At 73.5% G+C, this 24583-nt stretch carries 26 protein-coding genes; 13 read left to right on the forward strand and 13 right to left on the reverse strand.

The window, feature by feature from the left end:
* The 5 genes from pstA to L3X23_RS22655 form a co-directional block, all read right to left on the reverse strand.
* Entirely contained in the window at positions 1-1101 is a 1101-nt protein-coding gene (gene pstA / locus L3X23_RS22635; RefSeq protein WP_237194340.1) for a phosphate ABC transporter permease PstA, read from the reverse strand.
* 1 nt (position 1102) lies between these two features.
* Complete coding sequence (gene pstC, locus L3X23_RS22640) at positions 1103-2053, reverse strand: phosphate ABC transporter permease subunit PstC (protein ID WP_237194342.1); 951 nt, start codon at positions 2051-2053, stop codon at positions 1103-1105.
* Positions 2054-2152: 99 nt separating this feature from the next.
* Positions 2153-3256: a phosphate ABC transporter substrate-binding protein PstS gene (gene pstS / locus L3X23_RS22645; protein ID WP_237194344.1), complete on the reverse strand. Its 1104-nt coding sequence runs from the start codon at positions 3254-3256 to the stop codon at positions 2153-2155.
* A gap of 234 nt (positions 3257-3490) precedes the next feature.
* Complete coding sequence (gene mshD / locus L3X23_RS22650) at positions 3491-4363, reverse strand: mycothiol synthase (RefSeq protein ID WP_237194346.1); 873 nt, start codon at positions 4361-4363, stop codon at positions 3491-3493.
* Between the two features lie 61 nt (positions 4364-4424).
* Positions 4425-5213 (reverse strand): response regulator transcription factor, encoded by a 789-nt coding sequence (locus L3X23_RS22655; protein WP_093086424.1) that lies wholly within the window; start codon positions 5211-5213, stop codon positions 4425-4427.
* Between the two features lie 345 nt (positions 5214-5558).
* Between L3X23_RS22655 and L3X23_RS22660 the strand changes: the two genes are divergently transcribed.
* The 8 genes from L3X23_RS22660 to L3X23_RS22690 all read left to right on the forward strand — a co-directional run bounded on the left by L3X23_RS22660 (position 5559) and on the right by L3X23_RS22690 (position 9382).
* Positions 5559-6350, forward strand: a complete 792-nt coding sequence (locus L3X23_RS22660) for a DUF2993 domain-containing protein (protein ID WP_176921403.1) — start codon at positions 5559-5561, stop codon at positions 6348-6350.
* A 4-nt stretch (positions 6351-6354) separates the two neighbouring features.
* On the forward strand, positions 6355-6762 hold the full coding sequence (locus L3X23_RS22665) for a thioredoxin family protein (RefSeq protein ID WP_237194348.1): 408 nt from the start codon (positions 6355-6357) through the stop codon (positions 6760-6762).
* A 63-nt stretch (positions 6763-6825) separates the two neighbouring features.
* On the forward strand, positions 6826-6897 hold the full coding sequence (locus L3X23_RS36670; protein ID WP_374205002.1) for an Ms5788A family Cys-rich leader peptide: 72 nt from the start codon (positions 6826-6828) through the stop codon (positions 6895-6897).
* A gap of 37 nt (positions 6898-6934) precedes the next feature.
* Positions 6935-7357 (forward strand): DUF4395 domain-containing protein, encoded by a 423-nt coding sequence (locus tag L3X23_RS22670; protein ID WP_237194349.1) that lies wholly within the window; start codon positions 6935-6937, stop codon positions 7355-7357.
* 51 nt (positions 7358-7408) lie between these two features.
* Entirely contained in the window at positions 7409-8245 is an 837-nt protein-coding gene (locus L3X23_RS22675; protein ID WP_237194350.1) for a sulfurtransferase, read from the forward strand.
* Complete coding sequence (locus L3X23_RS22680; protein WP_093086435.1) at positions 8245-8544, forward strand: DUF1416 domain-containing protein; 300 nt, start codon at positions 8245-8247, stop codon at positions 8542-8544. The genes L3X23_RS22675 and L3X23_RS22680 overlap by 1 nt, the downstream gene beginning before the upstream one ends.
* 62 nt (positions 8545-8606) lie before the next feature.
* Positions 8607-8765 (forward strand): hypothetical protein, encoded by a 159-nt coding sequence (locus L3X23_RS22685; RefSeq protein ID WP_176921404.1) that lies wholly within the window; start codon positions 8607-8609, stop codon positions 8763-8765.
* On the forward strand, positions 8762-9382 hold the full coding sequence (locus L3X23_RS22690; protein ID WP_093086437.1) for an FABP family protein: 621 nt from the start codon (positions 8762-8764) through the stop codon (positions 9380-9382). Before L3X23_RS22685 ends, L3X23_RS22690 begins: the two co-directional genes overlap by 4 nt.
* A gap of 4 nt (positions 9383-9386) precedes the next feature.
* On the opposite strand, the gene L3X23_RS22695 is transcribed toward L3X23_RS22690, so the two are convergent.
* Entirely contained in the window at positions 9387-10895 is a 1509-nt protein-coding gene (locus tag L3X23_RS22695; protein WP_237194351.1) for a hypothetical protein, read from the reverse strand.
* A gap of 45 nt (positions 10896-10940) precedes the next feature.
* Positions 10941-12059: a hypothetical protein gene (locus tag L3X23_RS22700; protein WP_237194352.1), complete on the reverse strand. Its 1119-nt coding sequence runs from the start codon at positions 12057-12059 to the stop codon at positions 10941-10943.
* Between the two features lie 243 nt (positions 12060-12302).
* Between L3X23_RS22700 and L3X23_RS22705 the strand changes: the two genes are divergently transcribed.
* Both L3X23_RS22705 and L3X23_RS22710 read left to right on the forward strand, forming a co-directional pair.
* Positions 12303-12683, forward strand: coding sequence for a transcriptional repressor (locus L3X23_RS22705; protein ID WP_237198099.1), 381 nt, complete (start codon positions 12303-12305; stop codon positions 12681-12683).
* On the forward strand, positions 12680-13756 hold the full coding sequence (locus L3X23_RS22710; RefSeq protein WP_237194353.1) for a folate-binding protein YgfZ: 1077 nt from the start codon (positions 12680-12682) through the stop codon (positions 13754-13756). Before L3X23_RS22705 ends, L3X23_RS22710 begins: the two co-directional genes overlap by 4 nt.
* Positions 13757-13762: 6 nt before the next feature.
* Here the strand turns inward: L3X23_RS22710 and L3X23_RS22715 are convergent, their stop codons facing one another.
* Positions 13763-14596 carry a hypothetical protein gene (locus tag L3X23_RS22715; protein WP_237194354.1) on the reverse strand — a complete coding sequence of 278 codons (834 nt, stop codon included), beginning with the start codon at positions 14594-14596 and terminating at the stop codon, positions 13763-13765.
* A 234-nt stretch (positions 14597-14830) separates the two neighbouring features.
* Between L3X23_RS22715 and L3X23_RS22720 the strand changes: the two genes are divergently transcribed.
* Together L3X23_RS22720 and L3X23_RS22725 are read left to right on the forward strand one after the other, a co-directional pair.
* Positions 14831-15028 (forward strand): DUF3073 domain-containing protein, encoded by a 198-nt coding sequence (locus L3X23_RS22720; RefSeq protein WP_093086451.1) that lies wholly within the window; start codon positions 14831-14833, stop codon positions 15026-15028.
* 491 nt (positions 15029-15519) lie between these two features.
* Positions 15520-16233 carry an NUDIX domain-containing protein gene (locus L3X23_RS22725; RefSeq protein WP_237194355.1) on the forward strand — a complete coding sequence of 238 codons (714 nt, stop codon included), beginning with the start codon at positions 15520-15522 and terminating at the stop codon, positions 16231-16233.
* 19 nt (positions 16234-16252) lie between these two features.
* Here the strand turns inward: L3X23_RS22725 and purM are convergent, their stop codons facing one another.
* The 5 genes from purM to purL all read right to left on the reverse strand — a co-directional run bounded on the left by purM (position 16253) and on the right by purL (position 23897).
* Entirely contained in the window at positions 16253-17347 is a 1095-nt protein-coding gene (gene purM, locus L3X23_RS22730) for a phosphoribosylformylglycinamidine cyclo-ligase (protein WP_237194356.1), read from the reverse strand.
* Between the two features lie 71 nt (positions 17348-17418).
* The gene (gene purF, locus L3X23_RS22735; protein ID WP_237194358.1) at positions 17419-18972 is read right to left on the reverse strand and encodes an amidophosphoribosyltransferase; all 1554 of its coding nucleotides are present in this window, start codon (positions 18970-18972) and stop codon (positions 17419-17421) included.
* A gap of 35 nt (positions 18973-19007) precedes the next feature.
* Positions 19008-21167, reverse strand: a complete 2160-nt coding sequence (locus L3X23_RS22740; protein ID WP_237194360.1) for a bifunctional diguanylate cyclase/phosphodiesterase — start codon at positions 21165-21167, stop codon at positions 19008-19010.
* Between the two features lie 122 nt (positions 21168-21289).
* Positions 21290-21622: a sterol carrier family protein gene (locus L3X23_RS22745; protein WP_237194365.1), complete on the reverse strand. Its 333-nt coding sequence runs from the start codon at positions 21620-21622 to the stop codon at positions 21290-21292.
* Positions 21623-21629: 7 nt separating this feature from the next.
* Positions 21630-23897 (reverse strand): phosphoribosylformylglycinamidine synthase subunit PurL, encoded by a 2268-nt coding sequence (gene purL / locus L3X23_RS22750; protein WP_237194366.1) that lies wholly within the window; start codon positions 23895-23897, stop codon positions 21630-21632.
* Between the two features lie 91 nt (positions 23898-23988).
* On the opposite strand from purL, the gene L3X23_RS22755 reads away from it, so the two are divergent.
* Complete coding sequence (locus L3X23_RS22755) at positions 23989-24528, forward strand: dihydrofolate reductase family protein (protein WP_237194367.1); 540 nt, start codon at positions 23989-23991, stop codon at positions 24526-24528.
* Positions 24529-24583: the final 55 nt, after the last annotated feature.

The following is a 24583-nucleotide window of genomic DNA, read 5'->3' on the forward strand; positions in this document are numbered from 1 at the left end:
TCAGCGAGTCTTCGGCGCGAACGCGCGCGAGATGATCCGGGCGATGATGTTCAGCAGCATGACGATGACCATGAGGACCAGCGCCGCCGTCCACGCGCGGTCGAGGAACGGCTCGCGCGGGATGCCCGGCGCGACGTAGCTGTAGTAGGCGAAGACCGGCAGCGTCGCCATGCGGTCGTCGAACGGGTTGAGGTTCACACCCGTCGTGATGCCGACGGCGATCAGCAGCGGCGCCGTCTCGCCGATGACCCGGGCGATGGCCAGCGTGATGCCGGTGGCGATGCCGCCCGCCGTCGTCGGGATGACGATCTTGAGGATCGTCTTCCACTTCGGCACGCCCAGCGCGTAGGACGCCTCGCGCAGCTCGTTCGGGACGATCTTGAGCATCTCCTCGGTGGAGCGCACCACGATCGGGATCATCAGCACCGTCAGCGCGACGGCGCCCGCAAAGCCCATCCGGACGCCGGGACCGACGATCAGCGCGAACAGGGCGTAGGCGAACAGGCCCGCGACGATGGACGGGATGCCCGTCATGACGTCCACGAAGAACGTGATCGCCTTCGCCAGCCTGCCCTTGCCGTACTCGACGAGGTAGACGGCCGTCAGCATGCCGATCGGGATCGACATCACCGCCGCGAGGCCGGTGATGATCAGCGTGCCGAGGATGGCGTGGTAGGCACCGCCGCCCTCGCCGACGACCCCGCGCATGGAGTAGGTGAAGAACTGGGCGTCGAACCGGGCAATGCCGTTCGACACGACCGTCCACAGCACGGAGACCAGGGGGATCATCGCCACGCCGAAGGCCGCGCTGACCACGACCGTGACCAGCCGGTCCGTCGCCTTGCGCGCCCCCTCCACCACCCGGGAGAGCACGTAGGTCGCCACCGCGAACAGCACGACGGTGAGGACGACCCACAGCCCGATGCTGAAGCCGGTCGCGGCCAGGATGCCGCCGACGACCAGGGCGGAGGCGACGAAGACGCCCCAGGCGGTTCCCTTCGGCAGGGTGCCCTTGGCCCTCGGGAGGAGATCGGGCGAAGCGGGAAGGTCGAGCTCGGGGCCCTGCGTCACGGTGTCGGTGCGTTCGGTTCCGGTGGACATGTCAGTTCGCTCCGGAGAACTCGCTGCGGCGGTTGACGATGTAGCGGGCGAGCATGTTGACCGCCAGCGTGACCAGGAAGAGCACCAGGCCGGAGGCGATCAGCACGTTCACCCCGAGGCCCGAGGCCTCCGGGAACTGCAGCGCGATGTTCGCGGCGATCGAGGACGGGTTGCCCGAGCTGACCAGGTTGAACGTGACCACGCCGGACACCGACAGCACGATCGCGACGGCCATCGTCTCGCCGAGCGCGCGCCCCAGACCGAGCATGGCCCCCGAGATCAGCCCGGACCGGCCGAAGGGCAGCACCGCCATCTTGATCATCTCCCAGCGGGTGGCGCCGAGGGCCAGGGCGGCCTCCTCGTGCAGCCGGGGCGCCTGCAGGAACACCTCGCGGGCGACCGCGGTGATGATCGGCAGGATCATGACGGCCAGCACGAGGCCCGCGACGAGCATCGTGCGGCCGGTCGCCGAGACCGGGCCCGCGAACAGCGGGATCCAGCCGAGGTAGTCGTTCAGCCAGGTCATCAGGCCGACGGAGGCCGGGGCGAGCACGCCGACCCCCCACAGGCCGTAGACGATCGAGGGCACCGCGGCGAGCAGGTCGACGATATAGCCGAGCCCCTGGGCGATCCGGCGCGGCGCGTAGTGGCTGATGAACAGGGCGACGCAGATCGCCAGCGGGGTGGCGATGACCAGCGCGATCAGGGCGCTGAGCAGCGTCCCGAACAGCAGCGGCCAGATGTAGACGGCCAGGTTGTGCTCACCGGGCAGCGCGGACGCGGGCGCGACGAGCGCCGGGAACGCCTCGGTGAGCAGGAAGGCGGCGACGCCCGCGAGGACGACGAGGATCAGGATCCCCGCACCCTTCGCCGATCCGGCGAAGACGCGGTCACCCAGCTGCGTGACCGGTCTGGCGGTGCGCGGCGTGGGCGTCACTTCGGTTGTGGTCACGACGTTCCCTCGGGGCTGGGCGGACGGGGGCGACTACGGGCTCGAGCCCCGGTCGTCGTCACGGGCGCGTGACGACGACCGGGGCTCCGGAGCGTCGGCTCAGCCGGCGGCCTTGATGCCGTCGACCACCGGGGTGATCTGCGAACGGAGCGTGTCCGACAGCGGCGCGGAGCCCGCGGCCTGCGCGGCGGCCTGCTGGCCCTCCGGGCTGATCACGTAGGACAGGAACGCCTTGGTCAGGTCGGCCTGCGCGGCGTCCGGGTACTGCGGGCACGCGAGCAGGTAGGAGACCAGGACCACGGGGTACGTGCCCGCGGAGTCCGTGGTGCGGTTGAGCTTGTAGGCGAACGAGGTGTCGCCCTGACCGGCGACCCGCTCCGACTCCTCCAGGATCTTCGCGGCGGCCTCGGGCGTCGGGCCCACGTAGTCGGCGCCGACCTTGATGTTGGCCTTGCCGAGCTGACCGGCCTGGCTGGCGTCGGCGTAGCCGATCGTCCCCTGACCACCCTGGACGGCGCCGATGACACCGGAGGTGCCCTGCGCGGCCTCGCCGCCCTGGATCGGCCACTCGCCCTTGGCGTCGTACGACCAGGCGTCCGGCGCGGCGGCCTTGAGGTACTCGGTGAAGTTCTGGGTGGTGCCCGACTCGTCGGAGCGGTGCACGGGCGTGATCGCGGTGGCCGGGAGGGCCACGCCCGGGTTGTCCGCGGCGATGGCCGGGTCGTTCCAGGTGGTGATCGTGCCGGCGAAGATCCCCGCGACCGCGGCGGGCGAGAGGTTCAGGTTCGAGACGCCCTGGAGGTTGTAGACGACGGCGATCGGCGAGACGTAGTTCGGGACCTCGATGACATTGCCACCACAGCGGGTCTTGGCGTCGGCCAGCTGCTGGTCCTTCAGGTAGGCGTCGGAGCCCGCGAAGGCGACACCGCCCTGGACGAACTGGGTGCGGCCACCGCCGGAGCCCACCGGGTCGTAGTTGACCGTGGCGCCGGAGTTGGCGCCGGTGAACCCGGCGATCCAGGCCTGCATCGCGGCCTGCTGCGAGCTGGCGCCCGCGCCGGAGATGGTGCCGGAGACGCTGGACTCCGCGGCCCCACCGGAGGACGAGCCGCCCTCGTTCGCCGCGCCGCAGCCGGCGAGGAAGAGGGCGCCGGTGGCGAGGGCGCCGACGGCGGCGACGCGCGAGCGGCTGATGGTCTTCACTACTGGTTCCTCCGAGGTTCGGGTGCGGCGCCCGGGGTCGTCGGCGCCGCAGCGAACGGCCGCGTCTGCGGCCTCTCGGCGGGAGACGCTAAGCGGACCCGGTGGACGGACCCCCCACGGAAGATGAACGGGGAATGAACAGGTTCCCCGGTCGGGTGATGGCCACTCTCCCGTCTCCGGAGCGTGACATCGCCGCGACCACGGCGGACACGCCCCGTGCCCGGGCGATCGCGCTCAGCCGCGGTGGTACATCACATCGGAGGTGTGGACGACGAACCCGAGCTTCTCGTACACCCGCACGGCGGGTGCGTTGTCCGACTCGACGTAGAGCAGCACGGTGTCCAGCCCGCGCTCCGCGAGATGGTGCAGGCCGGCCAGCGTGAGCACACGACCGAGCCCGCGGCCGTGCGCGGCGGGATCGACCCCGAGGACGTACACCTCACCCATGACGGGATCGGTCTCGTGGTGGACCTTGGTCCAGTGGTAGCCGAGCAGGGTGCCCTGCTCGTCCTCGGCGAGCAGGAACCCGGCCGGGTCGAACCAGCTCTCGCCCTCGCGCTCGGTCACCTGCGCGGTGGTCCAGCCGCCCTGCTCGGGGTGCCAGTCGAACGCGGCGTTGTTCACCCGGAGGAACTCGTCCTCGTCCTGCCCCACGACGAACGGCCGGATCGTGATCCCCTCGGGGACGACCAGCTCGGGCAGCGCCCCGCCGGTGCGGCGCATCTGGAGCAGGACCCGGTTGCGGGTCAGGCCGTGGGACGCGGCGAGCGCGGCCGCGGCGGGGAGGTCGCCGTGGGCCCAGACGTCGAGGGTGGGGCCGATGCCCAGCAGCCCCTCGAGCAGGGCGGCGCCGACGCCCCGGCCGCGATGGTCGGGGTGGACCGCGAGCTCGGCGGCATCCCGGTCCCGCTGCGCGTACCCGACGACCGTGCCGTCCTCCTCGGCGAGCAGGTGCGCCACCCGGGGCCGGGCGCGGCCGTTCAGATTGATCACGAACTGCTCGGAGAGCGGCTCCCGCCCGTCGGCGGCCGTGGCCGCCTCGGCCAGGGCACGAACCGCGGCCGCACTCGTCGGATCCACCTCGGCCACCCGCCGGACAGCACTCACCCCGGCGACCTTACGCGGCCCGCCGGGGTGAGAGGGGGATCAGGAGTGGATCAGCAACGGATCAGTGGAACTGCACCGGTGAGCGGCGCAGACCGGCCCGCTCCACCGCGCGGTCACCCGCTCGGTCGTCGTCCCCGTCGTCCGAGTCCTCGGCGACGCCGCCCGCGGGCACACCCAGCCCGGCGCGGCCGGGGCGGACGAACTTGTAGCCCACGTTCCGGACCGTGCCGATCATCTGCTCGTGCTCGGGGCCGAGCTTGGCCCGCAGCCGCCGCACGTGCACGTCCACGGTGCGGGTGCCACCGAAGAAGTCGTAGCCCCAGACCTCCTGCAGCAGCTGGGCGCGGGTGAACACCCGGCCCGCGTGCTGCGCGAGGTACTTGAGCAGCTCGAACTCCTTGTAGGTCAGCTCGAGCAGGCGGCCCTTGAGCCGGGCGGCGTAGGTCGCCTCGTCGATCACGAGCTCGCCGAGCACGAGGGCGCCGCCGGAGCTGGCGGCGTCCGCGCCGGGACGGGACTTGAGCAGCCGCAGCCGCGCGTCGACCTCCGCGGGCCCGGCGGATGGGAGCAGGATCTCGTCGACCACCCACTCGCCGGAGACGGCGACGAGGCCGCCCTCGTTGAGCACGGCGATGACGGGAACGTCGGTGCCGGTGCTGCCGAGCAGGCGGCACAGGCTGCGGGCGGCCACCAGGTCGGTCCGCGCGTCGACCAGGACCGCGTCGTGCGGGCCCGCGTCGAGCAGGGCGGCGACCTCGGGCGCGGCCGTCCGGACGCCGTGCGGGAGCAGGGCGAGCGCGGGCAGGACAGTGCCGGGGTCCGTATCCGCAGTCAGCAGGAGCAGTTCCACCGCCGCCTCCTCTCCACCGGAAGTGTCGCGGACGCCACGCCCGGCGTCCGTCGAAACTGTGCGCGGGTGGGCGACGGTGACCGTCCGCTCGCTCCGCGCGACCCGGCGGGTCCGTCACGCGGATCGGGTCAGGATAGACAACAGGACGCGCCGAGCACGAGACAAGCGACTCGTCTCACGCCGAACGGCAGGCTCGTGCGCTGCGGGAACGCCGGAGCGTCAGCACCCCCGTCACCCGTTCGCGAGCGTCCTGACCTGCGGCGCGACCGGTGTCCCCCGGTCCCGGTGACGGGCCCCGACAGCGCGGACTCTAGATTCACCGGTTGTTCCGACCGGAGGTCCCACGTGCTGAAACGCCTGATCATCACGGTCCTGGTGCTCGCCGGGGTCCTGGTGGCCGCCGACTACGCCGCCGCGGCGGCGGCCGAGTCGGTCGTCTCCCGCCAGCTGCGGGAGCGGCTCGACCTGGCGGACGACCCGAACGTCCGCATCAACGGCTTCCCGTTCCTGACCCAGGCGGTCGCGGGCGAGTACGGCTCGATCGAGCTCACCGCGGACCGGCTCAAGGTCGGCGACCTGCAGAACGTGCAGCTGCGCGCCAACCTGCACGACGTGCAGGCGCCGCTGTCCGGCCTGCTCGGCTCGGGTACCCCCGGGCTGCGCGTCGGGACCGCCGAGGGCGCGGCCCGCGTGGGCGCCGACGACATCAACCGGATGCTGCCCGGGATCGACCGGCTCTCGCTGGGCAACGTCGACGCCAACGCGATCGCGGACCTGATCACCGACGGCGCGGACCCCTCCCTGCGCGCCCTGGACCCCGAGTCGGTCGCCCGGATCTCCGGGGACGTACCGGTCGGCGGCGGCCGGACCGAGTCCGTCGTCGTGTTCGCGGAGCTGCAGGTCGCCGACGGCGCGATGCGCGTCGTCCCGCGGGTCGTGCGGGACTCCTCGGGCGACGAGCTGCCCGAGCCCGTGGCGTCGATCGTGCGGCAGACCTTCGCGCTGCGGGTCGACCCGGGCGGGCTGCCGTTCGGGGTGGTGCCCACGACCCTGCAGGTCCGGGACGGCACGCTGGAGATCGCGGGCGAGGCGTCGGACGTCGTCATCGGCGCGGCGCCGGGGACCGTCGTAGGCTGATCCCGTGGTCGGTCTCCTCGTCCTGGTCGGGGTCCTCGCCGCGGCGACCGCGGTGGGCCTGGTGCTGCGGTCGCGCGCGGGTCGGGTGCGCACCACCACACGCCCCGCCGCGCCGAACGGGTGGGACCTGGCGGGCACGCCCGCGGGCGACGCGCGGTTCCTCCTGCTGCAGCTGTCCTCGCCCATCTGCACGCCGTGCCGGCAGACCGCCGTCCTGCTCTCCGGGGTGGCCGCGGAGGACCCCGGTGTGCGGCACGTCGAGATCGACGTCGCCGACCGGCCGGACGTCGCCCGCGAGCTGTCCGTGATGCGCACCCCCACCACGATCGGGTTCGACCGGACCGGCCGCGAGGTGCTGCGGATCTCCGGGGTGCCCCGCCGCGGAGAGCTGGTCACGGCCCTGGAAAGGTGATCTCCCGCCCACCTTGTGGGATCGGTGGGATGTGACGCGCACATTTCGGCTACCCTCGCCCCCGTGAACTGGCCGCTGACCAAACGCCGCGCAGTGGACCTGTGCCGCGTGGCCGGCTGCCTGTGTCGTTCCTGAAGAACCCGGTACCCCTCACCTTCTTCAGGAGTTCCCCATGTCCGCACCCGACGGGCCGCTGGACCCACGTGGAGTGCGCTTCGCCGCGATCGTGACCACGGTCGTGCTCGCGCTCGTCCTGCTCAGCGGCAGTGGTTGGTTGGCCCTGGCGCAGACGCTGGTGTTCGCGCTCGGCGCGTTCGCCGGAATGCGCTTCGCCCCCTACGGCGTGCTCTACCGGCTCGTCGTGGCCCCGCGCCTGGGCCCGCCCGCCGAGCGGGAGCCCGCGGCCCCGGTCCGGTTCAGCCAACTGGTCGGGTTCGTGTTCGCCGCGGTCGGCACGGTCGGCTACCTCGCCGGGCTGCCCGTCCTGGGGATCGTCGCCATCGCGTTCGCGCTGGCGGCCGCGTTCCTGAACGCGGCGTTCGGGTACTGCCTCGGCTGCGAGATGTACGGGCTGCTGGCCCGCGCCCGCGCCTGATCACCCCCACTTCGTTCGCACCACACATCGACACACAGGAGTGACATTTCCATGAGCCGCGAGGACGTCCTGGTCACCGCCGACTGGGCGGAGAAGAACCTGGGCACCGAGGGCATCGTGTTCCTCGAGGTCGACGAGGACACCACCGCCTACGACGGCGGCCACCTCCCGGGTGCCGTCAAGATCAACTGGACCACCGAGCTGCAGGACGAGGTCCGCCGCGACATCCCGACGCAGGAGCAGTTCTCCGCGCTGCTGTCCGCCAAGGGCGTCAAGAACGACGACCTGGTGATCCTGTACGGCGGCAACAACAACTGGTTCGCGGCCTACGCGTACTGGGAGTTCAAGCTCTACGGGCACGAGAACGTCAAGCTGCTCGACGGCGGCCGCAAGAAGTGGGAGCTCGACGGTCGCACCCTGACCACCGAGGTCCCCTCCCGCGAGGCCACCACCTACAGCGCCAAGCCCGCCGACGACTCGATCCGCGCCAAGCGGGACGAGGTCGTGGACGCCATCGGGAACAAGAACCTGGTCGACGTCCGCTCGCCCGACGAGTTCTCCGGCAAGATCCTGGCGCCCGCCCACCTGCCGCAGGAGCAGTCGCAGCGGCCGGGGCACATCCCGTCGGCGATCAACATCCCGTGGTCGAAGGCGGCCAACGAGGACGGCACGTTCAAGTCGGACGAGGACCTCACCGCGCTCTACGGCGAGGCCGGCTTCGACGCGGGCAAGTCGACCATCGCGTACTGCCGCATCGGCGAGCGCTCCTCGCACACGTGGTTCGTGCTCCGCGAGCTGCTCGGCCACAGCGACGTCAAGAACTACGACGGCAGCTGGACCGAGTACGGCTCGCTGATCGGCGTCCCGATCGAGCTGGGTGCGCGCTGATGTGCGGCGCTCCCGACCAGGCCGTGGCGCTGCCCGCGGGCACGGACCTGACCAAGGAGACCGTCCTCGCGGGGCGGGTCGTGGCGGACGGCAGCCCGGTGGGCGGCGCGTTCGTGCGGCTGCTCGACGGGACCGGCGAGTTCACCGCCGAGGTCGTGTCCTCGGCGTCCGGTGACTTCCGGTTCTTCGCCGCGCCGGGCACCTGGACCGTCCGCGCGCTGTCGCGGCGGGGCAACGGCGAGTCGGTGCTGACCCCGGAGGCCCCCGGCCTGCACCAGACCGAGATCGCGGTCGCCTGACACCACCCTCGTGACACGCCCCGGCGGGCTCCCGCCGGGGCGTTTCACTATGCTCGCCCGCCGTGCACTGGTTCTACACCGTGCTGCTGATCGCGGCGAGTCTCGGCACCGTGGCGTTCACCGGCGCCCTCCTGCGTCGGCTCTTCACCACCGCGCCCGACGCCGCCGCCGCGCTCGCGGCCCACCCCACCGAGGATCCCCCGGAGGAGCCCTCCGCATGACCGAACCCGACGTGCCCACCACCATCACCGGCCCCGCCAACGCCGCACCGGACTCCCCGCAGCGCAACCGCCCGCAGTGGACGGACCTGCCGGTCGAGGACGACACCGCCAACCTGCGGCTGGGCCCGAGCCTGCACGACCAGTGCCTGCCGCTGCTGCCGCTGATCGGCGTGTGGCGCGGCACCGGCGAGGTCGTCTACCCCACGATCGACGGCCCGTTCCACTTCGGGCAGCAGTTGGTCTTCGCCCACGACGGGCGACCCTTCGTGTCCTACGAGGCCCGGGCCTGGCTACTCGACGAGGACGGCGGCGTGATCCGCCAGGCCGCCCGCGAGACCGGGTTCTGGCGGCCGCAGGAGGACGGGTCGCTCGAGGTCCTGATCGCCCACCACACCGGCATCATCGAGGCCTGGTACGGGGACAAGGGCGACCTGCGGTCCTGGGAGATCGCCACCGACGCGGTCGTCCGGACCCCGTCGGCCAAGGACGTCACCGCGGCGAAGCGGCTCTACGGGCTCGTCAACCAGGGCGACCTCGCCTACGTGGACGAGCGGGCCATGCAGGGCCAGCCGATGCAGCCGCACATGTCCGCGCTGCTGCACCGGGTGGTGGGTTAGGGCCCTACCGCGGGTCTCCGAGCAGCTCGGTGACCTCGCCGGGCTCCAGGCCCGCCAGCCGGGCGACCTGGTCGCACGACAGGCCCGCGTCCGCCAGCCTGCGGACGACGGCGCCGAGCTCCGCGCGCTGCACCCGCATGGCCTCGGCGATCCTGGCCAGCTCCTCCTGCTGCGACTGCAGGTCCACGGCGGCGCCGACCGCGCGCACCGGGTCGTCCAGCAGGACGGCGAGCAGCCGGTCGCGGGCGTCGCCGCGGCGCGGGTCGACCGCCTGACCGGCCTGCGCGGCGCGGGCGCGGGCCGCGAGGGCCTGCTGCACGGCGTTCGCGACGGCGGGGCTGGAGCCGGTGCGGTCCTCCTCGGCGCGGGGCGGGACGACCGGCCAGGCCCGGGCCGGGGTCGCCGCCGAGGCGTCCCCGGCGGCGTCGGGAGTGCGGTCCGGGTCGGGTGTGCTCGCCGCGGGCCGGTCGCGGTCGGCGGGGGCCTGGTCCGCGGCGGGGGTGGTGGGCTCGGCGGACCCGGTGAGTCCGGTGGACTCGCTCTTCTCGCTGGACCCGGCGGACTCGCTCGGCGCTGCGGACTCGACGGACTCGGCGGACTCGGCGGACACCGTGGGCTCACCGTGCTCGGCGGAGCCGGTGTTCTCGGTGGGCCCGGCGGACCCCGTGTTCTCGGCGGACCTGGTGGACCCCGCGGGCTCGCTCGGCTCGCTCGGTTCCGTGGACGCGGTGTCGTCGGCGGGCTCGGCCTGCCGGCTCTGCGCGGCGGCGACCGACGGGCCCGCCGCGGCGGCGAGACCGGCGGCACCGGCCGCGCCCGCGGCCCCCAGGGCCGCGAGCTGCGCCGCGGAGGGGCGCTCGTCGGCCGGGGCCGTGCCCTCGGTCGGGACATCGGTCGAGACGTCGGGCGCGGCGTCGGGCGAGCGGTCGGCGACGGGTTCCGCAGCCGCGGCGTGGGGAGTGCTCGGCGGAGTGTCACCCACAGGAGCCCCAGAGCCCCCCTGCGCGGCCCGCGGTGTCGGGCTGGGGTGGGGAGCGGGAGACGCGGCCTGCGGGACCGCAGGGGCGCTCTCAGCCGCCCGCACCGGCTCGGCGTCGGGAGTCGCGCTCCCCTTCTCGGCGGGCGGCGGGTCGGCGGCGAGCGCGGCCTGCCGGGCCGCCTCCTCGGCGGCCGCGCGGTGGGCGCGGGCCCGGGCGAGCAGGACGTCGGACTGCACCGGGAGCGGCGCGGTGTCCGCCTCACGCACCGCGACCATGTCCGCGACCGTCACCGGGCGGCTCCCGCTCTGCGCGAGCGGCACCGCGGACGCGGCGGGGGCGGGCGCGCCGATGAGCGCGGGCTCGGGGCCGTCGACGGACTCCCCGGTCCAGTCCGCGTGGGTGGGCTCGGTCGCCGCCGCCGGCCGCTTCCGAGCACGCGCCGCGCGCACCACGACGATCAGGATCGCGATGACCAGTGCCGCGGCCCCGACACCCAGCGGTACGAGGACGTCGGCCGAGAACGCCTGCTGCATGGCCGGGAACGCTACGCCGACCTATGTCACAGTGCGCAACTAGTCTTATCCGGAGCGTGACCCCGAGGACGACCGGTCGGTGCGCGCGCCCGCCTCGGCGGACGCCGATCCGGAACGATCGCCGGACGGGGCACCGCCGCGACCTTCGTCCGACTGCCCTGACCTGCCGTTTCGTGGCGTGGAGCCGCCCTCGGACGGCGCCGGGGTGGGACGCACGGCGCTCACCCGGACGGTCTCCGACGCGCCGTCGGCCGGTCGAGCGGCCGCGCTGTCACTCTTCGTGTCCGGCGTGTCGCGCGGCGTGTTCTTCCCGGCGGGGCCGGACTTTTCATCCGATTCGGTGTCCCCGGATCGCTGCACGGTGGACACCGCCATGGTGCGGTCCGGCTCGACCGAGCGGGCGGTGGGCGCCTCGTCGTCCGCGGGCCGGAACAGGTCACCGGCGTCCGGACGGCGCACGGCGGTGGTCTCGTCGCTGCTGCCGGACGCCTCCGACACGGGCTTCGGACGCGGGCGCGGACGGGGCTGCTCGTCCCGCGGGGCGCGCTCGCCCTCGCGCGCCTCCGCCTGCCGCTCCGCCGGGCGCGGACGCGGCGTACCGGCGGCACCGCCCCCCGAGGCGGGCGGGGTCACGGCGAACCGGGCGGTCGGCGCGGCGAGCATGCCCTCGAGCTGTCCACGCAGGCGGGTCAGCTCGGCCACCACGGCATCCCGCTGGCGGTGCAGCTCGCTCAGCTCGGTGCGCAGGCTCTCGCTCTCCTGGCGCGACGAGTCGTGCATCGCGGACGCGTCCCGCCGGGCGGCCGCGCGGATCTCCGCGGCCTCCTCCTCGGCGGCCTGCAGGATGCTCTGCATGCGGTCGGTGAAGGAGCCGATCATGTCCGGCGACTCCGCCGGGGCGCCGGGGCGCGGGCGCGGCGTGGGGCGCGGACGCCCCCCGGGCTGCGGACCACCGGGCGGCATCGGCCCGGGCCCCATGCCCGGCGGCGGGCCGACCACGGGGAACGGCTGGCTGCGGGCGGCATCGAGATCGGCGCGCATGCGGGCGAGGACGCGCTGCAACCGCGCGACGTGCTCGTCCACCTGCCTCCGGTCGTAGCCGCGGAGGACGACGTCGAACCGCGGGGCTCCGAGCGCGCGCTCTCCCCCATCTGCGGTGGTCATGACCTGCACCTTCCGTCGCCGCCCCACCCGTTCATCTCGCCGAGGGTAGGGAGATCCGTACTCTCCATGAGGAGCGTTCACCCTAACGGAGCATGTTCGTGCGGGGCCACTCCCCGGCTGAGCGCGAACTGTGGACAACTCCTCCTCCTGCGTCCCGACCAGGGACCCCGGGTCTGCCCGCAGGCCTACCATCGAGCCGTGGACACCACGCTGAAGTCGACCCTGCACCGCAAGGGCCTGCGGATGACGCCCCAGCGCCAGCTGGTGCTCGAGGCGGTGCGGGAGCTGGGTCACGCCACACCGGAGCAGATCTGCGCCCGCGTGCAGAGCGCCGCGCCCGCGGTGAACATCACCACCGTCTACCGCACGCTGGACCTGCTCGAGGAGCTCCGGCTGGTGCGGCACACCCACCTCGGGCACGGCGCACCGAAGTACTCGGAGCGCGAGCACGAACACGTCCACCTCGTGTGCCACTCCTGCGGGTCGGTCGTCGAGGCGCCCACCGAGGTGATGGAGGAGCTCGCGGCCCAGCTCCGGGCCAAGCAGGGCTTCGTACTGGACGTCACGCACGTGGCGCTGTCGGGGCGGTGCGCCGAGTGCGCCACCGCCGAGGAGGCGGAATGACCGAGGCCGAGATCGTCGTCGTGCCCGACCCGGACGAGGCGGTGCCCGCCCACCGCGGGGACCCGCCCGCCGAGCAGCGTGCGATGGCACGGACCGCCGCGGTGGTGGACCGCTCGCACCGCGGCGTGATCGCGGTGCCCGGCGAGGAGCGGCTGAGCTGGCTCCACCTGCTGCTCAGCCAGCACGTCAGCGCGCTGCCGGAGGGCTCGGGGACCGAGGCGCTGATCCTGGACGCGCAGGGGCGCGTGCTGCACCACATGGTGGTGTCGCACGTCGGGGACACCGTGTGGCTGGACACCGACCAGGCCGATCTGCCCGAGCTGCTCGCCTACCTGCAGAAGATGGTCTTCTGGTCGAAGGTCGAACCGCGGGACGCCACGGGTGAGCTGGCGGTGCTCTCGATCGTCGGCCCGGAGACGGCGTCGGTGCTGGCGAAGGCGGGCGTCCCCGTGCCGGAGGGCGCCCATGCGAGCGCCGCGTTGCCCGGGGGCGGTGTCGTCCGGCGGATGCCGTGGCCGGGGCCGGATGCGGCGGACCTGCTGGTCCCGCGGGCCGAGCAGGCGACCTGGTGGGAGCGGCTCACCGCGGCGGGCGCCCGCCCGGCGGGAACGATGGCCTTCGAGGCGCTGCGGGTGGAGTCCCGCAGGCCCCGGGTCCACCTGGACACCGACGAGCGCACCATCCCGCACGAGGTCGACTGGATCCCGAGCGCCGTCCACCTCACCAAGGGGTGCTACCGCGGACAGGAGACCGTCGCGCGGGTCGCCAACATGGGGCGCCCGCCGCGCAGGCTCGTCCGGCTGCTGCTCGATGCGGGGGACGAGGAGCTGCCCCTGCCCGGGGATCCCGTGCTGCGGGACGGGCGTCCGGTCGGCCGTGTGGGAAGTGTCACACAGCACCACGAGCTCGGGCCGGTGGCGCTGGCGCTGCTCAAGCGGTCGGTCCCGGTGGACGCGCCGCTGACCGCGGGCGCGGAGGACCGGATCTCCCCCGCCGTGGTCGACTCGGACTCCTACGTGCCGGACGAGGAGGCGCCCCCGCCCGGGCGGGCCGCCCAGCTGCGGATCCGCTGACCCGCGCTAGCCCTCCTGCCTGCGGGCGGCCACCGCGCCCCAGAACTCGCGCAGCGCGGCGTAGTTCTCGGCGGCGCCGTCGGTGTCGCCCGCCCGCAGCAGGCGCAGCGCGCGCTGCACCCGGGAGGCGGAGTCGTCCGCCTCGATCGTCGCGTCGTCGAGCAGCTCGACGAGGCCGCCGTAGTCCAGCTCGACGATCGAGTTCCGGTCGAAGCGCCCGAGCCAGCCGCGCGTCTCGGCGAGCACCTCGGCCGCGCCGCCGTCCCCCAGTGCGCCCCGCACCACGCGTTCGGCGTGGGCGGCCCGGCTCAGCGCCTTCTCGATCGGCAGCCGCCACCAGATCCGCCGCTGGGCCCCGAGCTTGACCTGCCGTTCCTCCGGGTCGACCAGCGCGAACCACGGCAGCGGCACGGTCCAGCCCGCCGTCACGACGTGGGCCGCGGCCTCCCCCAGCTCGGCGACCGCGCGCTCGGCCCGGCGCCGTGCCGACGCCTCCGGCACGACCAGCGCCGCCGCGCGCAGCAGCGGGTCCTCCTCCGCGAGGAAGCCGAGGACCGCCGCCGCGGCGCGGGGGCGGGTGTCCAGCGGGCAGACGTAGGGCTCGCCGCCCTCCCCGCCGAGCACCAGGACGTCGACGGGGGCGTCGGCGGCGCCGAGGTCCCCGGGGAGCAGCCGGCCGCGGACGGTGGCCCGCAGGCACAGCTCGCGCTCGCGGCGCCCCATCCGGTCCGGTCGCACCGCGCCGCGGGCCAACCCGGCGCGCACCGCGGCACCCGCCGGGCCCTCGAAGGCCCGGAGGGGTTCGTAGACCCGCAGGTACGACACGAACGGCGACGGCATGATGAGTGATCCTCTCGCACCGCACCCGCTCCGCGACACAACCTCCGGAGCGGCCTGGGACACGGCCGGGCAGCCCGCGCGGACGACTGCCCGACGGGGGACTCGTCACACCATCGATGCCACGTCGCACGCTCGTGGGATCACACGGTATTGTTGTCGCCAGGACAGTGATGACGTTGAAAGGGGCCGCCGTGACTATCGGCCGCCCCTTCCCTTGTGTAAGGGGGACCAGCCATGGGGCGCGGACGAGCCAAGGCCAAGCAGACGAAGGTGGCCCGAGAGCTCAAGTACAGCACCCACACGATGGATCTCGACGCGCTCCAGCGCGAGATCGGTAGCGGGACGGCTGTGGACGACAAGGACGAGGAGTACGACGAGTACTCCGCGCGCTACGGGTCCTACGCGGACGACGAGGACGACGACCGCAAGTAGGGGTCGTCCTCCGTGCCCGGCCGTCTGACTGGTCGGGCGTTCGTCTTCTCCGGCGGGTTCACTCGGAACCGACGCGTACCTGACCGCTCGTCCTGGTTCCTCCGTGACGAGGGGCGGGCGGTCAGGGCCCGCCGACCGACCCGAGTTCGTGGCGTCACACTGTTCCCTCACCGGGCAGGCCGACGACACCGTGACACGCGGCCTGCTGCTCGGGTACGAGTCGGCCTCGCGCGAGGCCTCGCTGAACCGCGCCTGCTCGCGTCTCGCCCTGCGACTCGGCGACCAGGTCGCGGCGGCTTGCGCGGGATCGCCGGGGGTCACCGCGGGTGATCGACTACCGCCCGACCGTATCGCTCGGCGTGAGCGTCCGCACCCGTGCCGTCCGGTGGCCGCACGCTGCGCGACGAAGCCTCTCGAGCTGCCGCGCACCGCCCTGTAGCGCGCCCGCGATCTTCACCCGATAGCCTCACGCCGACGAGAAGGAGTGCGGCATGCGCGGGAACCTGTTCGCGGTGGCCGTGGACCTGGTGGTCCTCACGGTGCGCCGGGACCAGCTCTGCGTGTTGCTGGTCAAGCGCGGCGAACGACCGTACGAGAGCCACTGGTCCCTGCCCGGCGGGTTCGTCCAGGCGGACGAGGACCTCGGGGACACCGCGGCGCGCGAGCTGGCCGCGCAGACCGGTGCCGCCACCCAGGGTGCGGTGCAGGGCCACCTGGAGCAGCTCGCGGGGTACGCCGCGCCGGACCGCGACCCGCGCGGCCGGGTGCTGAGCGTCGGCTACCTGGCGCTGCTGCCCGACCTGCCGGACCCGGAGGGTCCCGCGTCCGGCTCGGCGGCGTTCCTGCCGGTCGAGGACGTCTACGGGCTGGCCTTCGACCACGACCGGATCCTGGCCGACGGGGTCGAGCGGGCCCGCGCGAAGCTCGAGTACACCACGCTCGCGGCGGCCTTCTGTCCCGCCGAGTTCACCGTGTCCGACCTCCGCCGGGTGTACGAGGCGGTGTGGCGGACCGAGATCGACCCGCGCAACTTCCAACGCAAGGTCACCAGCACCCCGGGCTTCCTGATCCCCACGGCGACCCGGGTCACCGGCGGACGGGGCCGCCCCCCGCAGCTCTTCCGCAGGGGCGAGGCCACCACCCTGCACCCACCCATGCTCAGAGAGCCCACCCGGGAACCGGCGAACGGCGCGCTCGCTCACTAGGGGCGGTGTCTAGGGGTCGTCAGAAGCGGGGGTGGGTGCCGCGGAGGGTGACGCGGCCGCCGATGTGCTCGGGCTCGTCGCCGGTGGCCCGCTTGACCTCGCCGAGGACCCAGGCGGGAACGTGGCGGGCGGTGAGGACGGCGAGGGCGCGGTCGACGTCGTCCGGCGGGAGCACGGCGACCATCCCGACGCCCATGTTGAACGTCTTCTCCATCTCGGCGCGCTCCACCCGCCCCCGGGCCGCGATGAGCGCGAACACCTGGTCGGGGGTCCAGGACCCGCGGTCCGCGTCCGCGACCACGCCCTGGGGCAGCACCCGCTCCAGGTTGCGCGCGAGTCCGCCGCCGGTGATGTGGGAGAACGTGCGCACCCCGGTCTCCGCGGCCAGCGCGAGGCAGTCCCGCGCGTAGATGCGGGTGGGGATGAGCAGCTCCTCACCGAGGGTGTGGCCGAACTCCTCCACGTGCCCGTCGAGCGGCATGCGGGCGATCTCCAGCAGCACGTGCCGGGCGAGCGAGTAGCCGTTCGAGTGCAGCCCCGACGAGCCCATCGCGACCAGCACGTCTCCCGGGCGGACCCGCTCGGGCCGCAGCATCGACTCGGCCTCGACGATCCCGACGCCGGTGGCGGACAGGTCGTACCCGCCCGCCTCCATCAGCCCGGGGTGCTCCGCGGTCTCGCCGCCGAGCAGCGCGCACCCGGCCTGCTGGCAGCCCTCCGCGATGCCCTTCACGATCGAGGCGATCTGCGCGGGCACCAGCTTGCCGACGGCGATGTAGTCCTGCAGGAACAGCGGCTCGGCCCCGCAGACCACCAGGTCGTCCACGACCATGGCGACCAGGTCGAGCCCGATCGTGTCGTGCTTGTCCATGGCCTGGGCGATGGCGACCTTGGTGCCGACGCCGTCGGTCGAGGCGGCGAGCACCGGCTCGGTGAACTTGCCGAGCTTCGGGGCGAACAGCCCGGCGAACCCGCCGATGCCGCCCAGCACCTCGGACCGGGTCGCCTTCTCCGCATACGGTCGGAGCTGCTCGACGGCGGCCTCACCCGCCTCGATGTCCACGCCTGCGGCGGCGTAGCTGGCGCGCGGGTCCTGGTCGCTGGGGCTCGACATGGGTGTATCGCTCTCGTTCCTGCTCGTTCGCGGCGGTGGTCCCCGCCCGGTGTGGAGAAGCGCCCGAGGTCCTACGGCCTGCTCAGGGCGTCCGAAGCACCGTATCCCACCGACAGCGGCGCGGGGGCCTCCCGGACGGGGCCGGGGTCGCCGGAGGCCGCGCCGCTCGCGTCGAGGGCGGGGGTCTCGAGCAGGTGCTTGCCCAGCCGCGCCTCCTCGGGCAGCGGGATCGGGTACTCCCCGTCGAAGCAGGCACAGCACAGGCGCGACCTGGGCTGCTCGCTCGCCGCGACCATGTTGTCGACGGAGACGTAGGCGAGGGTGTCCGAGCCGATCGAGCGGCGCACACCCTCGACGTCGAGCCCCGAGGCGACCAGCTCGGCGCGCGAGGCGAAGTCGATGCCGTAGAAGCAGGGCCACCGCACGGGCGGCGACGCGATCCGGACGTGCACCTCGAGCGCCCCGGCCTCGCGCAGCATGCGGACGAGCGCGCGCTGGGTGTTGCCGCGCACGATGGAGTCGTCCACCACGACCAGCCGCTTGCCGCGGATCACGTCCCGCAGCGGGTTGAGCTTGAGCCGGATGCCGAGCTGGCGGATGGTCTGCGACGGCTGGATGAACGTCCGGCCGACGTAGGCGTTCTTGACCAGGCCCTGGCCGTAGGGGATGCCGGAGCCCTGCGCGTAGCCGATCGCGGCGGGCGTGCCGGACTCGGGGACCGGGATGACCAGGTCGGCCTCGACCGGGGACTCCAGGGCCAGCCGCCGTCCGATCTCGACGCGGGTGGCGTGCACCGAGCGGCCGGAGATCGTGGTGTCCGGGCGGGCCAGGTAGACGTACTCGAAGACGCAGCCCTTGGGTTCGGGGCTGGCGAAGCGGGAGCTGCGGATACCGTCCGCGTCGATCGCGAGGAGCTCGCCCGGCTCGACCTCGCGGACCATCGAGGCACCGACGATGTCCAGCGCCGCCGTCTCCGACGCGACCACCCAACCGCGCTCGAGGCGGCCCAGCACCAGCGGCCGGACGCCGTGCGGGTCGCGGGCCGCGTAGAGGGTGTTCTCGTCGGCGAAGGCCAGTGAGAACGCGCCGCGCACGCGCGGCAGCAGCCGCATCGCGGCCTCCTCGAGCCCGGTGTCCGCGGCGGTGGCGGCCAGCAGCTCGCAGATCAGGTCGGAGTCGGTGGTGGACAGGATCCGGGAGGCCTTGCCGCCCAGCGCCGCGACCTCGTCCCGCAGCTCCGCGGTGTTGACGAGGTTGCCGTTGTGCCCGAGCGCGACCCCGCTGCCCGACGCGGTGGTGCGGAAGACGGGCTGCGCGTTCTCCCAGGTCGTGGACCCGGTCGTGGAGTAGCGGCAGTGCCCGACGGCGAGGTGGCCCTTCAACGAGCTGAGCGTCTGCTCGTCGAAGACGTGGCTGACCAGCCCGAGCTCTTTGAACACGATGATGCGGCGGCCGTCCGACACGGCGATGCCCGCCGCCTCCTGCCCGCGGTGCTGCAGGGCGTAGAGGCCGTAGTAGGTGAGCTTGGCGACGTCCTCACCGGGAGCCCAGACGCCGAAGACGCCGCACTCCTCCTTGGGCGAGTCGTCGGTCTCAGCTGCGGAGGGGTTCCGGTCGGAACTCAACGCACTCGCTCCAGGGGTGTCGACAGCGCGCGGGCTTACCCGATGGTACGCGGCGAATCCGCGGGAACCCATCCCGCGGGACGGGCGTCACCGAACCATCGCCCCTGCCCGAGGTCGCAGCCGAGCGCTTCCAGCCGGTCCGCCTGGACGCGCGTCTCCACCCATTCGGCCGTCACCTCCAGCCCCAGGGCGTGAGCCATCGCGACCAACGAACCGACGATGCTCTCGTCGACGGGGTCGGGGTGCTCGTGCCGCAGGCCGTCGATGAACGAGCCGTCGATCTTGAGCGCATGGACCGGGAGCCTGCGCAGCCAGGCGAGGCTGGAGTAGCCGGTGCCGAAGTCGTCCAACGCCAGGCGGACGCCGAGGGACCGCAGCGCCGACAGGGCGTCCATCGAGGCGGCCTCGTCGGCCAGCACGGCCTGCTCGGTGATCTCCAGCTGCAGCTTGTCCGGGTCCAGGCCGGTCCCGTCCAGCAGCGCCACGACCTCGTCGACGAAGCCCTGCTCGGGCAGCTGCACGGGCGAGACGTTCACGCTCACGTACGGCGCGTCCCGACCCAGCTCGGCCTGCCAGCGCGCGGCCTCCCGACAGGCCTCGGTGAGCACCCAGCGGCCGAGCTGCACGATCGCGCCCGAGCGCTCCGCGAGCTCGATGAACCGACCCGGGCCGAGCAGCCCGTGCTCGGGATGCTCCCAGCGGACCAGGGCTTCCATGCCGCGCAGCGTCGTGTCCGACAGCCGGACGAGCGGCTGGTAGACCAGCCGGAACTGCTCCCGGTCCACCGCGCCGCGCAGGTTGGCCAGTAGCGCGAAGCGGGCGGCCTCGCCCGCGTCCCGCTCCGGGTCGAAGACCGCCCGGGTGCCGCCGCCCTGCCCCTTCGCCCAGGTCAGCGCGACACCGGCGGCCCGCAGGAGCTCCGCGGTGCACTCGGTCGAGGTGAGTGCCTCGGCCACCCCGACGCTGGCGGTCACCGCGATCCAGGCCCCGCCGAGGTGGAAGGGCGCGGCCAGGACCGCGAGCAGCCGGTCCGCCACCGCCAGCACCTCCCCCACGCCTTCGGGGTCGGTGAGCACCACGGCGAACTCGTCCCCACCGGTGCGGGTGAGCAGGTGCGGGCCCGCCGCGGTGCGCAGCCGGTCGGCCAGCGCGGCGAGCAGCTCGTCGCCCACCGCGTGCCCGTGCATCTCGTTGACCCGGCGGAACTCGTCGATGTCCAGCGCGCAGAGCCCGACCCGCACCGCGGACCCGCCGAAGGCCTGCCGCACGGCCACCTCGGTCAGGTGGCGGTTCGGCAGCCCGGTGAGCCGGTCCCGGGACGAGGCCTCCACCAGCGAGGACCGCAGCCGGTACCGCTCCGAGACGTCCTCGATCACGCCGATCAGGTGGCTGGGGCGTCCGGAGTCGTCCCGGACCAGCGACCCGGTGACGTGCCCCCAGACCCACATCCGGGTCGGCCCGGCGAACCGGATGTCCAGGCTGACCGTCTCCGCGGTACCGGACGCCAGCCGCCCGTAGGCGGCGAGGAAGGACTCCAGGTCGTCCGGGTGCACGAAGTCCGACACCGGCGCGGGCAGAGCGGGGCGCTCCACCATCCCGAGCATCCGCACCCCGGCCGGGTTGAGGTCGACCAGCTCCCCGTCCAGCGTCGCGACGGCGATGCCGACCGGCCCCTGGGTGTAGATCGTGCGGTAGTGGGCCTCGCTCTCGGCGAGCTCGCGCTCCACCTCCCGGCGGGCCCGCAGCGTGGAGCGCAGCAGGTCCTCCTGGGCCTGGTGGGCGCGGAACCGCAGGCCGCCCGCGAAGCCGGCGGCGAACTCGTCGAGCGCGGGGACGAGCCGGTGGTGCTCCTGCACGGTCAGGTCCAGGGCACCGGGTGCGGCCTCCCGCAGCAGCCGGATCGAGCCGGGCAGCACGTCCTCCGGCGCCGACCCGACGATCCCGGCCCGGTCCCCGCAGAAGCCGGACGCGGCCAGGTCCGCCCCGATCCCGCGGGCGGCGAGCGGCCAGAAGGGCTCGGTGCGCAGGGCCGAGCGCAGGCGCAGCAGCAGCCCGGCGAGTACCCCCGCGTCGGTCACGGTGGCGTTCGGGAGGAGCTCGATCCAGCGTTGGGCCAGGGACCGCACCTCCGGCCCGGCGCGCTCGCCGAGCCCGACGAGCCGCACCGGGCGCCCCGGGAGGTCACTCGCTGCCACCACGCAGCACCTCCCGTCGCCCGCGGAGACCGTCCGACTGTCCCGATCGTGGTCAATCCTCTGCCTCGGGAAGGCGATTTTCCACCGGGAGTGCACCACGATCCCCCTTTCGGGGTGTCCCGTCAGCGCAACGGCAGGTGGTCGGCAACCTCGGCGGCTCGCGATCCCGAAGCGTTCACCGTGCCCGATCGGACCGAGTCCGTCCAGTTCAGACGGCCGGTGGCCAACCCGAGCCAGGTGCGGGCGTCGCACTCGACGGTGTTCGGCGGGGTGCCGCGGGTGTGTCGCGGCCCCTCGATGCACTGGATGGCCGCGTACGGCACCACCCGCACCTCGACGCTGTGTCCGGGGGCCGTCTCGGCCAGTGCCGCGAGGGACTCCTTGACCGCCTCCTTGATCACCGAGCGTGGTGGGGCGGCGCCCCCGTCCAGCCAGGCGTCGAGCAGGTCGGTCATCGCCGCGTCAGGCGTCGAAGAGGGCGGGGAGGGTGCCCTCCCAGGCGGTGCGCAGCTCGTCCAGCGGGAGCTCACCGACGTTCGCGATCTCCAGGACGGAGCCGCCGACCTCGCCCAGGCGCTCGGCCGGGACCCCGGCCGCCGCGGCCGCCGCGAGGAAGCCGTCCGCGGCCTCCGGCGCGACCGTGACCAGCACGCGGGCCGTCGACTCCGAGAACAGCGCGACGAACGGATCGTGCCCCGGCAGGGTCACCCGCGCCCCCTGGCCACCGACCAGCGACGCCTCGACGAGGGCCTGGGCCAGCCCGCCGTCGGACAGGTCGTGGGTGCCGGTCGGGGTCTGCGCGGCGAGGAGCTCGGCGAGCCTGCGCTCGGCCTCCAGGTCGACCGTCGGGGGCGTGCCGCCGAGGTGGCCGTGGACGACGTGCGCCCACTCGCCGCCGCCCAGCTCCTCGTGCGTGCGCCCGAGCAGGACGACGACGTCTCCCGCGTTCCGGAACCCGGACGGGATCCGCGCCGCGACGTCGTCGATCACGCCGAGCACGCCGACGACCGGGGTCGGCAGGATCGCCGTGGTGCCGGTCTGGTTGTAGAAGGACACGTTCCCGCCGGTGACGGGGATGCCCAGCTGCGCGCAGCCGTCCGCCAGACCGCGCACGGCCTGGGCGAACTGCCACATGACGTGCGGGTCCTCGGGCGAGCCGAAGTTCAGGCAGTTGGTCACGGCGAGCGGCACGGCACCGCTGGTCGCGACGTTGCGGTAGGCCTCGGCCAGCGCGAGCTGCGCGCCGGCGTACGGGTCCAGCGCGGCGAAGCGGGCGTTGCAGTCGGTGGCGACGGCGATCCCCCGGCCGGTCTCCTCGTCCACCCGGACCACGCCCGCGTCGGCGGGCTGGGCGGCGGCGGTGTTGCCGCGGACGTAGCGGTCGTACTGGTCGGTGACCCAGGCCCGCGAACACAGGTTGGGGCTGGCCGCCATGCGCAGGATCTCGGCGCGCAGCTCGGAGGGGGCCTCCGGGCGCGGGAGCGTGTCGGGGGTGTTCCGCGCGAGCTCGTCCTGGTGGGCGCCGCGCTCGAGCGGACGCCGGTAGACCGGCCCGTGGTGGGCGACCGTGCGTGGCGGCACGTCGACCACGGTCTCGCCGTGGAAGTCGATGACCAGCCGCTCGCCCTCGGTGACCTCGCCGATCACCGTGGCGATGGTGTCCCACTTCGCGCACACGGCCAGGAACGCGTCGACGTTCTCCGGCGTGACGACCGCGCACATCCGCTCCTGCGACTCGCTGGAGAGGATCTCGGCGGGGGTCATGCCCGCGGCGCGCAGCGGGACCCGGTCCAGGTCGATGTGCATGCCGCCGTCCCCCGCCGCGGCCAGCTCGGAGGTGGCGCAGGACAGGCCCGCGCCGCCGAGGTCCTGGATGCCCACGACCAACCCGGCGTGGAACAGCTCCAGGCAGCACTCGATCAGGACCTTCTCCGTGAAGGGGTCCCCGACCTGCACCGACGGCAGCTTCTTGCGGCCGGTGCTCTCCCCGAACGTCTCGCTGGCGAGCACGGAGACCCCGCCGATGCCGTCGAGCCCGGTGCGCGCGCCGAACAGGATGATCTTGTTCCCGGCGCCGGAGGCGAAGGCCAGGTGGAGGTCCTCGGTGCGCATCGCACCGACGCACAGGGCGTTGACCAGCGGGTTGCCCGCATAGGAGGCGTCGAAGACCACCTCGCCGCCGACGTTCGGCAGGCCGAGGGAGTTGCCGTACCCGCCGACGCCCGCGACCACGCCCGGCAGCACCCGGGCGGTGTCCGGCGCGTCCGCCGGGCCGAAGCGCAGCGGGTCGCCGACCGCGATCGGGCGCGCGCCCATCGCCATGATGTCCCGGACGATGCCGCCCACCCCGGTCGCGGCGCCCTGGTAGGGCTCGACGTACGACGGGTGGTTGTGCGACTCGACCTTGAAGGTGACCGCCCAGCCGTCCCCGATGTCGACGACGCCCGCGTTCTCCCCGATGCCCGCGAGCATCTTTTCGCGCATCGCGTCCGTGGTGGTCTCGCCGAAGTAGGCGAGGTGCACCTTGGACGACTTGTAGGAGCAGTGCTCGCTCCACATCACCGAGTACATCGCGAGCTCGGCGTCCGTGGGACGGCGCCCGAGGATCTCGCGGATGCGCGCGTACTCGTCCTCCTTGAGGCCGAGCTCCTTCCACGGCTGCACCGTGTCCGGGGTCGCGGCGGCCTGGGAGACGGTGTCGACGGCGGGGCGGGAGTCGAGCTCGGTCACGGGTACCAGCGTAAACGGCCCCACCGATGAGTTCGGCCCGGCCGCCCGGTCTCACACCTCGACGATCCACTCACGAACCCCGGAGCACATCATGGCGAAGATCATCGCGGGCCTGTTCACGTCGGTCGACGGCGTCATCTCCGACCCGCAGGACTGGCACTTCCCCTACTTCGACGACGAGGTCGGCGCCGTCGTCGGCTCGCTCATGCAGCCGCGGATGCTGCTCGGCCGGGTCACCTACGCGGGCTTCGCGGAGCACTTCGCCCCGCTCGCGGGCCAGGAGTTCGCCGACCAGATGGCGGCCCCGCCGAAGTTCGTGGTGTCCTCGACGCTGGAGTCCGCCGAGTGGGGCAACGCGACCGTCCTGGGCACGGACTGGGTGGAGCGCCTGCGGGAGATCAAGGCGGGCGACGGCGCGGACCTCGGCATGAGCGGCAGCGTCGCGCTGATCCGCGGCCTGATCGGCGAAGGCCTGCTCGACGAGCTCCACCTCCTCGTCCACCCCGTCGTCGTCGGCAAGGGCGACCGCCTCTTCCCCGAGGGCTCGGGCTCCTTCCCCCTCCCCCTGAAGTCCGCCACCACGTTGCGCAACGGCACGCTGCACCTCGTCTACGCCCCCGAGACCCGCTGAGGTCATCAGAACTGGGGAGCGGCGGTCACGTTCGGCGCCACAGCCGCGATGAGTC

The organism is Pseudonocardia sp. WMMC193 (genome assembly GCF_021728735.1).
In the GTDB taxonomy this organism is placed as follows: domain Bacteria; phylum Actinomycetota; class Actinomycetes; order Mycobacteriales; family Pseudonocardiaceae; genus Pseudonocardia; species Pseudonocardia oroxyli.

Excerpts from the sequence above, each read along its gene's own strand:
- L3X23_RS22695 (WP_237194351.1), bottom strand. The coding sequence starts at position 10,895 with ATGCAGCAGGCGTTCTCGGCCGACGTCCTCGTACCGCTGGGTGTCGGG.
- L3X23_RS22720 (WP_093086451.1), top strand. The coding sequence starts at position 14,831 with ATGGGGCGCGGACGAGCCAAGGCCAAGCAGACGAAGGTGGCCCGAGAG.
- purM (WP_237194356.1), bottom strand. The coding sequence starts at position 17,347 with ATGTCGAGCCCCAGCGACCAGGACCCGCGCGCCAGCTACGCCGCCGCA.
- L3X23_RS22715 (WP_237194354.1), bottom strand. The coding sequence starts at position 14,596 with ATGCCGTCGCCGTTCGTGTCGTACCTGCGGGTCTACGAACCCCTCCGG.
- L3X23_RS22755 (WP_237194367.1), top strand. The coding sequence starts at position 23,989 with ATGGCGAAGATCATCGCGGGCCTGTTCACGTCGGTCGACGGCGTCATC.
- L3X23_RS22725 (WP_237194355.1), top strand. The coding sequence starts at position 15,520 with ATGCGCGGGAACCTGTTCGCGGTGGCCGTGGACCTGGTGGTCCTCACG.
- L3X23_RS22705 (WP_237198099.1), top strand. The coding sequence starts at position 12,303 with ATGACGCCCCAGCGCCAGCTGGTGCTCGAGGCGGTGCGGGAGCTGGGT.
- L3X23_RS22745 (WP_237194365.1), bottom strand. The coding sequence starts at position 21,622 with ATGACCGACCTGCTCGACGCCTGGCTGGACGGGGGCGCCGCCCCACCA.
- pstA (WP_237194340.1), bottom strand. The coding sequence starts at position 1,101 with ATGTCCACCGGAACCGAACGCACCGACACCGTGACGCAGGGCCCCGAG.
- L3X23_RS22710 (WP_237194353.1), top strand. The coding sequence starts at position 12,680 with ATGACCGAGGCCGAGATCGTCGTCGTGCCCGACCCGGACGAGGCGGTG.
- L3X23_RS22680 (WP_093086435.1), top strand. The coding sequence starts at position 8,245 with ATGTGCGGCGCTCCCGACCAGGCCGTGGCGCTGCCCGCGGGCACGGAC.
- L3X23_RS22670 (WP_237194349.1), top strand. The coding sequence starts at position 6,935 with ATGTCCGCACCCGACGGGCCGCTGGACCCACGTGGAGTGCGCTTCGCC.
- L3X23_RS22700 (WP_237194352.1), bottom strand. The coding sequence starts at position 12,059 with ATGACCACCGCAGATGGGGGAGAGCGCGCGCTCGGAGCCCCGCGGTTC.
- L3X23_RS22675 (WP_237194350.1), top strand. The coding sequence starts at position 7,409 with ATGAGCCGCGAGGACGTCCTGGTCACCGCCGACTGGGCGGAGAAGAAC.
- L3X23_RS22690 (WP_093086437.1), top strand. The coding sequence starts at position 8,762 with ATGACCGAACCCGACGTGCCCACCACCATCACCGGCCCCGCCAACGCC.